The sequence below is a fragment of the Acinetobacter sp. GN11 genome (genome assembly GCF_054823985.1).
Window position 1 is genome coordinate 1 of record NZ_JRVL01000058.1, and the last position, 12560, is coordinate 12560.

Annotated in this window: 12 protein-coding genes; 10 read left to right on the plus strand and 2 right to left on the minus strand. The window is 39.0% G+C overall.

The window, feature by feature from the left end; genetic code table 11:
• Both NL42_RS07465 and NL42_RS07470 read right to left on the minus strand, forming a co-directional pair.
• Positions 1-1250, minus strand: a 1250-nt coding sequence (locus NL42_RS07465; protein ID WP_461312295.1) for a peptidylprolyl isomerase, incomplete at its 3' end; no start/stop codon positions are given.
• On the minus strand, positions 1250-3688 hold the full coding sequence (locus NL42_RS07470; protein WP_461312296.1) for an LPS-assembly protein LptD: 2439 nt from the start codon (positions 3686-3688) through the stop codon (positions 1250-1252). The genes NL42_RS07465 and NL42_RS07470, both read right to left, overlap by 1 nt.
• A gap of 120 nt (positions 3689-3808) precedes the next feature.
• On the opposite strand from NL42_RS07470, the gene NL42_RS07475 reads away from it, so the two are divergent.
• The 10 genes from NL42_RS07475 to kdsB all read left to right on the plus strand — a co-directional run bounded on the left by NL42_RS07475 (position 3809) and on the right by kdsB (position 12556).
• Positions 3809-4822 carry an aminoglycoside phosphotransferase family protein gene (locus NL42_RS07475; RefSeq protein WP_461312297.1) on the plus strand — a complete coding sequence of 338 codons (1014 nt, stop codon included), beginning with the start codon at positions 3809-3811 and terminating at the stop codon, positions 4820-4822.
• Entirely contained in the window at positions 4822-5511 is a 690-nt protein-coding gene (murU, locus tag NL42_RS07480) for an N-acetylmuramate alpha-1-phosphate uridylyltransferase MurU (protein WP_461312298.1), read from the plus strand. Before NL42_RS07475 ends, murU begins: the two co-directional genes overlap by 1 nt.
• Before the next feature lie 87 nt (positions 5512-5598).
• Positions 5599-6231 (plus strand): 16S rRNA (guanine(527)-N(7))-methyltransferase RsmG, encoded by a 633-nt coding sequence (rsmG, locus tag NL42_RS07485; RefSeq protein ID WP_461312299.1) that lies wholly within the window; start codon positions 5599-5601, stop codon positions 6229-6231.
• Between the two features lie 21 nt (positions 6232-6252).
• Positions 6253-7035, plus strand: a complete 783-nt coding sequence (locus tag NL42_RS07490) for a ParA family protein (RefSeq protein ID WP_336166270.1) — start codon at positions 6253-6255, stop codon at positions 7033-7035.
• The gene (locus NL42_RS07495) at positions 7032-7919 is read left to right on the plus strand and encodes a ParB/RepB/Spo0J family partition protein (RefSeq protein WP_016138313.1); all 888 of its coding nucleotides are present in this window, start codon (positions 7032-7034) and stop codon (positions 7917-7919) included. Before NL42_RS07490 ends, NL42_RS07495 begins: the two co-directional genes overlap by 4 nt.
• A 50-nt stretch (positions 7920-7969) precedes the next feature.
• Positions 7970-8605 carry a MotA/TolQ/ExbB proton channel family protein gene (locus NL42_RS07500; protein WP_461312300.1) on the plus strand — a complete coding sequence of 212 codons (636 nt, stop codon included), beginning with the start codon at positions 7970-7972 and terminating at the stop codon, positions 8603-8605.
• 14 nt (positions 8606-8619) lie between these two features.
• Positions 8620-9048, plus strand: a complete 429-nt coding sequence (locus NL42_RS07505) for an ExbD/TolR family protein (RefSeq protein WP_016138311.1) — start codon at positions 8620-8622, stop codon at positions 9046-9048.
• On the plus strand, positions 9045-10772 hold the full coding sequence (gene msbA / locus NL42_RS07510) for a lipid A export permease/ATP-binding protein MsbA (RefSeq protein WP_461312301.1): 1728 nt from the start codon (positions 9045-9047) through the stop codon (positions 10770-10772). Before NL42_RS07505 ends, msbA begins: the two co-directional genes overlap by 4 nt.
• Before the next feature lie 2 nt (positions 10773-10774).
• Positions 10775-11785, plus strand: coding sequence for a tetraacyldisaccharide 4'-kinase (gene lpxK / locus NL42_RS07515; protein ID WP_461312302.1), 1011 nt, complete (start codon positions 10775-10777; stop codon positions 11783-11785).
• A gap of 9 nt (positions 11786-11794) precedes the next feature.
• Positions 11795-12556 carry a 3-deoxy-manno-octulosonate cytidylyltransferase gene (kdsB, locus tag NL42_RS07520; protein WP_461312303.1) on the plus strand — a complete coding sequence of 254 codons (762 nt, stop codon included), beginning with the start codon at positions 11795-11797 and terminating at the stop codon, positions 12554-12556.
• The last annotated feature ends 4 nt before the right edge of the window (positions 12557-12560 follow it).

Genomic DNA, 12560 nt, shown 5'->3' on the forward strand with positions numbered 1-12560 from the left:
CGTACTTCACGTAGCCAGCTGTCGATTTCAGTATTAAATTGACGTTCACCTAAAATTTGACGTGCCATACGCTCTTGATATTCATGAGTCATATCTTTTTCACGTTTTTCAGTTACTTGTAAGATATGCCAGCCAAATTGAGTTTGGAAGGGTTCGCTGATTTCACCTACAGGGATTTCTTGCATTTTTTTGTCAAATTCAGGCACCATCATGCCCGGCGTTACCCAGCCTAAGCTACCGCCATCACGTGCTGAACCCGTGTCATTTGAGTAGGTCGCTGCAAGAGTTGCAAAATCATCACCACCTTTTAAGCGTTTATAGATGTTATCAATAATTTGCTTGGCATTATCAAGGCTAACCACTTCAGACGGTTGAATAAGAATATGGCGAGTTTGATATTGAGGTACTAGTGCTTTTTGCTCATTTTGTTTACGTTCAATAAGCTTTAAAACATGTACACCATCACGTACTGAGATTAAGTCAGTTGTTTGACCTTCTTGTAGTGGGGTAATGCGTGCTGCAAGTTCGGCAGGAATGTCTGAAAGTGGGCGGAATCCCATGTCAGCACCATCAACTTTTGCATTTGCAGTTGAAAGTTTTTTCAATGCGTTTATATCATTACTTTGCGCAAGCTTCGAGCGTACTTCTTGAGCTACAGATTGAACTTCCTGCGGATTATCACCCGTAATACGCATATGAATTACATGTGCTTGATTTCCTAGAGCAGCCTGTCCCTGAGGTGATTTTAAAAAGTTTTCTACATCTTGATCACTAATTTTAATACGAGACATGACTTGTTGTTGGCGTAAACGACTAATCGCTAAATCCTCTGCGATTCGACCGCGTAAACTTTCATAAGTTCCTGGTGCCATAGCATCTAACTTTTGCTGGAAAGCTTCTAAACTTTTAGTTCCAGATTGACTTGCTACTTTTAATACAGCTTCATTTAAGCTTTTTTCATCAGGTTTAATGCCATATTTTTTAACTTGTTCAAGTTGCGCCTGACGCAAGATTAACTGATCTAACACCTGAAATTGTAAATATTGCTGAGGTGGGACCTCTTTTTTTTGTGCTTGTAGTTCGTGAGCGGCTTCAGCTATCCCTTGTTGAAGATCGCTTTTTAAAATTACGCTATTGTCCACAATTGCCACAACTTCATCAGCGGGTTGGGCAAAACTATGCATTGATGAAGAGATTAGGGCAGCAAGGGTAGTTGCTTTAAAAAACTGTTTAAGATGCTTTGTCTTCATTAACGTTGTGTCCAAGATTGATTAATTTTGTTAAAACCTAAAACGCGATTTTCAAGTAAAGACGCGAGTTTATTGTTTAAACCACCTAAACCTTTTAGTGTAATTTCGGCCATAATGGCACGTTTTTCACTAACATCTGGAGATTTTGGATCATCTAGATCGTTATAGTATGAGCGACCATAGACAGAAATGCCCCAGCAACATGACTCATAGTTAACCCCTAACAAGATCTCGCGGGCAACATCATTGTCCATGTCATATTGTACGTGGCCCATAATACGCCAATTGTCTTTAACTGGTTGTATAAACGATGCAACAACCTGATCGTAAGTATCTTGGCGACCTGCAATATCTTTACGATAGAAATAGCCTAAGTTATAAAGATTTCCTTTATCTCCAGTATAATAAACTTGGAAATCACGCTGAGCGTTATCACCATTAGACATCCATGCTGAATTGGCTGCGATTGTGAAGTTTTGGTTTAACTGGCTTGTTAAACTTACAACTGGACCAGTATTGCGTTCGGTATCAATCTCGTCTTGTTGCTTTAATGTTACACGGCGATCTTCAAAATAATAACTTTGACCAACACTAGCACGTAAACGTTCTAAGCCTACTGTGTCAAAAAGGCTATAACTTACGCCAAGTGATAGAAAGTTGTTGTCTTCAAGACGGTCATGTCCATAGAAGCGGTAAGGGTTAAATAATTGATCGTAGCTTACTGATGCTGAAGTTGAGTCAAAGTTTGGATAGCTGCTTTGGTCTTTGTATGGAGCATAGGCATAAAATGCACGAGGGGTAAGAGTCTGTAAATACTTACCTTCACGTTCAAAATTCAGTCCAGTGTCTAATGTAAATTGTGGTACAACTACTGATTTATTCTCAGAACCACCATCAAGATTTTGAGATGCAATACTGTCCTTATCATAGAATGTTTGAATAGAACGTACAGAAACTTCAGGTATTACAAATGCTGCTGGTGTGCGGTAGTTGTAGCGTGTTGCAAACTGGTTGTAGATACGTGTACCACTACTTTCCTGAGCAGAATCATCATTAATTGATTTCTTGAAGTACGCAGTATCGTTATTGAATTCGTATTGTAAGCCTAATGGATTACCCGTCACATAATTCAATAAGAATTGTGGCAAACGAGCATAAGGCTTATCAACATCGGCAATGTCAGGGTCAAGTGTTTGGAAGTCTTCAACTTTAAGCTGAGCTTTTAAACCCGGAATACCGTGTTGGTAGTTAAGTTCCCATGCTCTACGTAAGTTTAAGTCTGTTTTAGAGTTAGGGCTACTATCTAAATCTGAGAAATAGTCTTTATCTGAAGCATAGTTGTACTCTAGATTAGTCGACCATTGATCGTTGATATCCCAGTTATGTAAAAAATGGAAATCTTTACGATCTTTATCATCATATTCTTTGTCAGATGGCAGCATGCCACCCCACATTTCACCAGCACCAAACCCATCGGTTAAATATCGAAAGTCACCTTTTAACATGGCACCACGGTCTGCTAAATAACGCGGAGTAAGTGTCAGGTCATAGTTAGGTGCAAGGTTTAAATAAACCGGAACAGAAAGCTCAACACCACCATCGTTTGAGAAACCAAACTGTGGATTGAGAATACCTGTAGTTCGGCGATCATCAATCGGGAAGTTAAAGTAGGGAATTGCTAGAACTGGAACATCTTTAACATATAGTTTTGTTCCGTGGGTTGTACCACGTCCAGTTTCCTGATTTAACTCAATTTTATTTGCCTGAATCTTCCAACCTGGTTTTTGACCCGGCGGGCAAGTCGTATAGGTGGCATCGTTAAGAACCATCACATTTGGCGATGTCCTTTCGATTTTTCCTGCATGACCATGTGCATGTTGTTGTTCTGAAATATAAAAACTATTTTCTAAATTACCAGTCTGGTTTTTTAGGTTGTAATTAATTTCGTCACTCTGTGAAAGTAACCCACCTTGAGCGAGTTGTACTCGGCCTTGTGCATGTGCAAAGGTTTGGGTCTTATCAATCGTAACCTTGTCAGCGCGAACTGTGCGTCCTTCCTGATCAATAACGACGTCGCCTTCTAAAACAGAATCACCGGCAGGATTATAATGTCCATAATTAGCCGTAACGACAGAAGTCGTCTTATCGGCATCTAAGGCTTTGGTCTGTGGGTTAATCGGTGTAACCCATGTACCCTGGCAAAATGCCGAGCTTAAATATTTATTGTCACGAAGCTGTGCCTCAGGTGCAGATTTATCAACATAATATTGTTGAAAGAACTCTTGACCCGGGTAGGCTTCTTTGATGCTCGCTTTAAGTTGATTATTGTCTATATTGGAGACAACATCAGCTGACTCAGCATAACTTGATTGTATGGAGCCACATAAGAGCGTAAAAATAGCTGTCGCTAAAGGATTAAATTTAAACTGATGCTTCATTGTCTCATTAACCAAGTATGCTAATTCACAATTAATTATTGTCGCATCATAGAGAAAAAGTTTATAAGTGGCTACACTTAACCCTTCAAAAATCTCAGCTTGTTTTAGATTTTATTGCAAATGAATACACAACGTGAACAATTGATATATACATGGCTTACATCTGTTCTTGAAAATGATCAATTTAAGATCGCTTTTTTAGCAGGTGATGCAAGCTTCCGCCGTTATGCGCGTATCCAGTTACAAAATAAAACGTATATGCTCATGGATGCCCCTCCAGAAAAAGAAGACTGTGTTCCGTTTGTGACCATTGATGAATTTTTTGCAGGCCATGGCGTACGCGTACCGCAGATCGTCGCGAAAGATTTAGCTCAGGGTTTTCTGTTATTGGAAGATTTTGGTGATGTGCTGTTGTCGACATTATTAAATGATGAAACAGTCGATAAATATTATGAGCAAAGCTTTAAACAGCTGATTCATTTACAGTCTGTGAATGGTCAGGAGCAGTTTCCTGCATACTCATATGAGAAACTGTTAACTGAAATGAAGCTGTTGACTGACTGGATGCTGCCATCTTTGCAGATTATTCCGGATGCGAAGCAGCAACAGGTGATTGATGATGCTTTCGATTTGTTAGCAAAAACTGCACTGGCTCAGCCGCAAGTGATTGTACATCGTGATTTTCACAGTCGTAATCTGATGAAGATTGCAAATGAACAAGAGTTAGGGGTAATTGATTTTCAGGATGCTGTCATTGGTGCAGATACTTATGACCTAATTTCGATTACTCGCGATGCTTATGTTCAATGGAATGCAGAGCATGTTTACCAATGGTTTAGAGTCTTTTATGACTTATTGCCTGAGTCTGCCAAACAAAACCGTAGTTTTGAACAGTTCAAGCGTGATGCAGATTTAATGGCTATTCAGCGCCATATTAAAATTCTGGGCATTTTTGTGCGTCTGTTTGAGCGCGATGGTAAATCAGGTTATTTAAAAGATTTACCACGTGTCATGTGGTATTTACTCGAAGAAAGTCGTGGTTATTCTGAACTTGATGAGTTTATGTTATTCATAAATGACATAGTTATGCCTAAGTTCATCGCGAAATATGGTAACTACGAGGTAGTAGCATAATGAAGGCAATGATTCTTGCCGCTGGCTTGGGTAATCGTATGCGTCCACTCACGCTATATACACCAAAGCCTCTGCTTGAGGTAGGCGGTAAGCCGCTTATTGTATGGCATATTGAAAAACTTAAGAAAATTGGTGTGACTGAAATCGTCATCAATTCTGCATGGTTGGCCGATAAACTCATCCGCAGCTTAGGCGATGGTTCTCAATTTGGTGTGGATATCCGTTGGACACGAGAGGATGAAGGTTTAGAAACAGCTGGTGGAATTATTAACGCTTTGCCACTGCTTGGAACAGATCCATTTATTCTAGTGAATGGGGATGTGTGGACCACAATGCATTTTGAAGGTCTATGCCATATTCAGCTAAATGATGATTTAGTACATCTTGTGTTGGTTGATAATCCTAAACAGCACCCTGAAGGTGACTTTACATTATTGGATGGACGCGTTTTTACATTCGATCAAGATGTGACGGGTGAGAACCTCACTTTTAGTGGTGTGTCTGTTATCCATCCTAAGCTTTTTGATGGATTGGAACCTGGTAAACGTCCTTTAGCTCCCCTATTGAAACAAGCAATGCACAATCAAAAAATATCTGGTGAAAAACTTAAAGGTGCATGGGTAGATGTGGGAACGCCTGAGCGTTTAATGGAGCTAGATTTGCAAATTCGTGAAGGCTTCTACGATTAAGTGTGTAATCCCTAATCGTTAACTAGTGTTCCACGATGCATAAATGGGTATACTTTGTTTTAAATTTTACTTAGATGTTATCTGTTTATGCATCCGTTTTTTCAAGAGTTACAACAGGGTAGTCAAAAATTAGGTTTATCGCTTAGCGATGAAGCTTTGGGATTATTGTTAAAGTATCAAGATGCTTTGGTGCTTTGGAATAAAGCATATAATCTGACAGCAATTCGTGATCCGAAAGAAATGTTAGTGAAGCATTTGTTGGATAGTCTAAGTATTTTAAATGACTTACCTGAAGGTAGGCTGCTTGATGTGGGTACAGGTGGTGGTATGCCTGGCATGATTGTTGCTCTTTGTCAGCCACAACGCCAATGTGTTCTTTTAGATTCTAATGGTAAAAAAATTCGTTTTTTGAAGCAATTTATTGCTGATCTTAAATTGAGTAACGTTGTGGCAGTACAAACACGTGTTGAGAATCAAGATACAATTGATGAGCTTGGCCAGTTTGACGTCATAACAAGTCGAGCTTTTGCTTCTTTAACGGACTTTGTAGATGCGGCTCAGCCATACCTTCATCAGAGCAGTATAATTGCAGCGATGAAAGGTGTAGTGCCAGTTGACGAAATTGAGCAGCTCAAGCAGGACTTTTCATGTAAAGTGATTGAACTGCGCGTACCAAGACTTGATGAACAACGTCATTTACTTTTACTTCAACGTATCTAAATAAAAAGTATTAAGGTTACCATGGCTCAAATTATTGCGATTGCAAACCAAAAGGGTGGTGTTGGTAAAACAACGACTGCAGTAAATCTTGCAGCGTCTCTAGCTGTATTAAAGAAACGTGTATTACTTGTAGATATGGACTCACAAGGTAATGCTACGATGGGGTCTGGTATTCAAAAAAATGAGCTTTTGTATTCAATTACAGATGTTCTTCTTGGCGAAGTTCCAATTGAAACTGCCATTCAAAAAGCAGAAGTTGGATATAAAGTTCTAGGCTCTAATCGTGAGCTTTCAGGTGTAGAGCTCGCTATTGCAGAGCAGGAAGGTCGTGAATTCATTCTAAAAAATGCTTTGAATGAAATCAGAAACTCATTTGACTATATCATTGTGGATTGTGCTCCAAGCTTGAGCTTAATTACTGTCAATGCTTTGGCGGCTGTCGATAGTGTAATTATTCCAATGCAATGCGAATATTATGCGCTAGAAGGTTTGGCTGATTTAACTCAGACTATTGATCGTATTCAAAAAGCACTCAATCCTGATTTAGAAATTATTGGTGTATTGCGTACGATGTATGATGCACGAAATGCTTTAACACGTGACGTGTCTGCAGAACTAGAGCAATATTTCGGCAAAAAACTTTATGATACTGTGGTTCCACGAAATGTTCGCTTAGCAGAAGCACCAGCACACGGGTTGCCTGTTATCTATTTCGAAAAAAGTTCTAAAGGTGCAGTTGCATACTTAAATCTTGCAGCTGAGATGTTAAAGAGAAGTAAAGTGAAGAAAGGAAGTAAAGTATGAGCATCAAAAAACGCGGGTTGGCTAAAGGACGTGGTTTAGATGCATTACTTGGTTCAATTCAAAAAGAAAAATTACAACTTGAAGCGCAGGCGTTAGACCACGGACAGTTAAAGCAAGTTGATGTGAATTTGCTGAAACGTGGTGAATATCAACCACGTCGTTTTATTCATGAGCATGATTTACAAGAGTTGGCATCTTCTATTGAAAAACATGGGGTGATGCAGCCTATTGTCATCCGTCCAGTTGATGATGAAGCTCATCCATTTGAAATCATTGCGGGTGAACGTCGTTGGCGTGCAGCACAAATTGCGGGCTTAACTGAAATTCCAGCAATTGTTCGTGATTTAAATGATCAGGTTGCAATTGCATTGGCGTTAATTGAAAACATTCAGCGTCAAGATTTAAATCCAATTGATCAAGCAATAGCTCTACAACGCTTTCATGATGAATTTGGTTTAAGTCATCAAGAAATTGCTGACACAGTTGGTAAAGCACGAACCACTGTCAGTAATCTATTGCGCTTATTGAGTTTAGCTGATGATATTAAAGATTTCATGCAGCAAGGTCAGCTTGATATGGGGCATGCTCGAGCAATTTTGACATTGAAAGGTAAAGATCAATTAGAAGTTGCTAAAATTGTAATAGAGAAAGGATTGTCCGTTCGTCAAACAGAGCAATTGGTGCGTGATAGAAGTGAGCCTAAGCAGGAAAAGGAAAAAGCGCCTGTAGCACCAGATATTGAGCAATTGACACAAAAATTATCAGAGCGTTTTGGCGCTAATGTAAAAATTGATCATAACCAAAAAGGTAAGGGTAAACTTGTTATTCATTATCATACCTTGGATGAGTTAGATGGCATTTTAAATATTTGCTTGCCAGAATAATTTGCAGTTGGGTCATGTATTTCTAATTTTATATTCTTGGGGAAGAACATATGTGGGAACTTGTGAGAGCGGGTGGCTGGTTGATGCTGCCTTTAATTCTATGCTCAATTTTAACTGTTGCGATCAGTATTGAACGTTTTGTTCGGTTAAGACGTTCACAAGTTCTACCCGAAGCATTAAGCGGTAAGAGCTCTTTAAGAGCTGAAGATATAGTGGAAAGTTTAGAACAAAATGTAGAAGTGCAAAATAGTGCATTGGGACACATTTTAAAAGCAGGTTTCGAGCATCGTGAACATGGTGAGCAATTTGCTCGCGCGCAAATGGAAGTTGCAGCTTCTCAAGAAATTTCTTATTTAGAAAAAAATATTAATTTTTTGGGCACTTTAAGTGCTGTAGCGCCGTTACTCGGGTTGCTTGGTACTGTGGTTGGAATTATTGAGTCATTTCTTGTGATTGATTTTGGATCGGCTGGTAGTCCAAGTTTAATGATCCCTGGTATCTCTAAAGCATTAATTACCACAGCTGTGGGAATGTTAATTGCAATTCCTGCTCTAATTGCTTATCGCTATTTTCAAAGAGTGGTGCAAGATTATATTGCTGAATTAGAACAGCAATCGACCTTGTTTCATGCTTCATTGTTCTATAAGCGTTCTTCGTCTATAGCTGAACACCGCCGTGTTGGTTAAGAGGTGGACGCCAAATGAAGTTTAAACGTTCTCAAGTTGAAGACATTCATATCAATTTAACGCCTATGATTGATTGTTTGTTGTTCATTATGGTTTTTTTATTACTGTCTACCACTTTTAATCAGCCAAGTCGCATCAATTTAACATTACCAGATGCACAAGGTGTTCCACCAAAACAGTACGATCATAAAATTGAAGTCGTGGTAGACTCTGCTGGTCATTATGCTGTGAATGGTCAAGCACTTTCGTCTAAAGAGGTTGCTGATCTGAGTACTGCAATTAAGCAAGTTGCTCAAGAGCACCGTGATTTTATGTTCATCATTGCTGCGGATGCCAAAGCGTCTCATCAGGATGTAATTCGCGTTATGGATGTGGCAGGACAACTCGGTTTTGTTAACATCAATATTAGTACCAAAGTTCCTTCTAGAGGTTTTTCTGAGTGAATCAAGATTTTAAGGTTTATAAGCGTCTCATAGCCTATTTAAAACCTTATTGGGGCGCGGCCTTATTAGTACTTATCGGGTTCGGTATTAACTCAGCAACAGAAGTTTCCGTTGCTAAATTGATTAAATTTATTATTGATGCAATCCAAAACAGCAGCAGAGCTGATTTGGATTGGTTCCCGTTATTAATTATTTTATTAGTATTCTTCCGTGGCTTAGGTCTATTTATGGGCGGCTACTATACTGCGGTGATTTCACGTAGTTTAGTTTTTAGTATTCGTCAGGAAGTTTATGCGAAACTTTTAAAGCTCCCAGCACAATATTACTTAGATAATTCATCTGGTCATATTACTGCCAAAATTATGTATAACGTTGAACAGCTAACAGCTGCATCTTCGGAATCATTAAGAACCATTGTTAGGGATGGGATGATTACTCTTGGACTATTAGGCTATCTGTTCTATACCAATTGGCGTCTTACCTTATGCGTTTTTGTGTTTTTACCAGTGATTGGTGTATTGGTGCGTAAAGCTTCGAAACGTATGCGAAAGCTTTCGTTACAAGTTCAAGATACGATGGGCGATGTGAACCATGTTGTCCAAGAAAGTATTAATGGTAATGCCGTAGTAAAGACTTTTGCCGGTGAGGAATCTGAACAAAAACGTTTCTATAAGTCATCGGAAGAGAACTTAAAACGTGGTTTAAAAATGGTGATTGTACAAAACCTGAATAGTCCGGTTGTTCAGGTGGTAATGGCTTGTGCTATGGCTCTTATCGTATGGTTAGCTTTACGACCTCAGATTTTAGGCACTACAAGTGCTGGTGAATTTGTAGCCTACCTTACAGCAGCTGGTCTGTTAGCAAAACCAGTTAAAAGCTTGACTGATGTAAATGAAAAGTTACAACGTGGTTTAGCAGCAGCTCATTCTGTTTTTGAATTACTAGATTTACCTGAAGAGCAAAACAATGGCCAATTGAAGCCTAAATTAAATGGCGCAATCCGTTTTGATCATGTGACATTAAATTATGCTGATGGCATATCAGCTATTAAAGATTTTTCTTTGGATATTCGTCCAGGTCAAACTGTGGCATTGGTTGGTCGTTCAGGGGCTGGTAAAAGTTCATTAGTTAATATGTTGGTACGTTTTCAAGAGGTATCAAGTGGACAAATTTATTTAGATGATTTGCCAATTAATAATATTGAACTTTCTAGTCTGCGCACACAAATTGCAATGGTAAATCAACAAGTTATATTGTTTAATCGCACTATTCGTGAAAACATCGCATATGGTCAGCTGGAGGGTGCATCAGATGAAAAAATCTATGCAGCGGCAAAAGCAGCATATGCACATGATTTCATTATGAATTTACCAAACGGTTATGACACTGTTTTGGGTGCGCAAGGTCTAAACCTATCAGGTGGTCAGCGTCAGCGAATTGCAATTGCTCGAGCAATTTTAAAGAATGCTCCAATTCTAATTTTAGATGAAGCAACAAGTGCTCTAGATAATGAATCTGAACATTTTATTCAGCAAGCTTTTGATGAAGCGATGCAAGACCGTACAACGATCGTTATTGCACACCGATTATCAACAATTGAAAATGCTGATCTTATTGTAGTAATGGATCAAGGGCAAATTGTTGAGCAAGGTACTCATCAAGAGCTTCTTGAAAAACATGGTGCTTATTATCAATTACATCAGCGTAATTTTGAGGATAACTAAGCATGTCATTGGCCCAGCTGATCCAGAATGCATGGAATAAGCAATCGCGTTGGTTGATTGCTTTACGTCCATTATCTTGTTTGTATCGTGCTGGGTTTCTATTAAATCGTAATTTTTATACTGCGGGTTTTAAAAAAGTCTATACAGCTCCTGTACCTGTCATGGTGATTGGCAATATTACGGTGGGTGGAAGTGGAAAAACTCCATTATTAGTACAACTGGTGAATTATCTACAACAGCATAATGTCAAAGTTGGGGTAATTAGTCGGGGGTATGGTGGCATTGGTCCTTTTCCAATGTTGGTTACTTCGGGCGCTCAAGCAACTCAGGTTGGAGATGAGCCTGCATTAATTGTTCAATCGACAAGCGTACCAATGGCGGTGGGTCCTAATAGACAGGCAGCAATAGAACTCTTGGTTGCATCAACACAACTAGATTTAATTATTAGTGATGATGGCTTACAGCATTGGGCATTGGGACGACAAATCGAGTGGATTGTGCTCGACCAAAATCGTGGTTTAGGAAATCAAAAGCTATTACCTGAAGGATATTTGAGAGAGCCAGTTGAGCGTTTAGAAACTGGAACAGTAATTGAACATACGTATAAACCAACTACAGAATTAAATATGCATCTTGAGACTGGACAGCCATATTTACTCAATCCTTCTTCAATGGTCGAACACGATTTTAATCCTCAAAGTAATTATCATGCTGTAGTGGGTATTGGCTTTCCACAGCGTTTTTATCAAACACTTAAAGATTTAGGCCTGAAACAATTTCAAGAACATGCATTTCGTGACCATCATAATTACTCAATCAATGATTTAATTTTTAATGATGAACAGCCACTTATTACAACTGAAAAAGATGCAGTTAAATTATTACCATTGCTTGAAAAAAATCCGAAATTTAAACAGCCTATTTGGGTTGTTCCTGTTAAAGCTATCCTGTCTGTAGAATGTTATCAGGTTTTAAAGCAGCAACTGCAGCAACTTGATATTCAATTATCTTAGGAAGAAAAAATGAAACACATCGTCATTCCAGCACGCTTCTCAAGTTCGCGTTTGCCAGGTAAACCATTGTTGCTTATTCATGACCGTCCTATGATTTTACGTGTAGTGGATCAAGCCAAAAAAGTTGAAGGTTTTGATGATCTATGTGTGGCAACAGATGATGAGCGTATTGCTGAGATTTGCCGTGCCGATGGTGTAGATGTTGTTCTAACGAGTCCTGATCATCCATCAGGAACAGATCGATTAAGCGAAGTTGCGCGTATTAAAGGCTGGGGTGTTGATGACATTATTGTAAATGTTCAGGGAGATGAACCTTTATTACCAGCCCAACTTGTTAAGCAAGTTGCAAAACTTTTGGTTGATAAACCAAATTGTTCAATGTCGACGTTATGCGAGCCTATTCATACCTTAGATGAGTTTCAGCGCGATAGCATTGTAAAAGTAGTCATGTCTAAACAAAATGAAGCTTTATATTTTAGCCGAGCAACTATTCCTTATGATCGGGATGGGGCTAAGCATGATGAACCGACTTTACATACACAAGCATTTCGTCATTTAGGTTTATATGCGTATCGAGTGAGCTTATTGCAAGAATATGTGACCTGGGATATGGGTAAGCTTGAAAAATTAGAAAGTCTTGAACAATTACGTGTTTTAGAAAATGGACATCGTATTGCTATTGCTGTTGCTCAAGCAAATTTACCACCCGGTGTGGACACTCAAGCTGATCTTGATCGCTTAAATAATATGCCTGTCGAATCTTTTGAATAAGCGT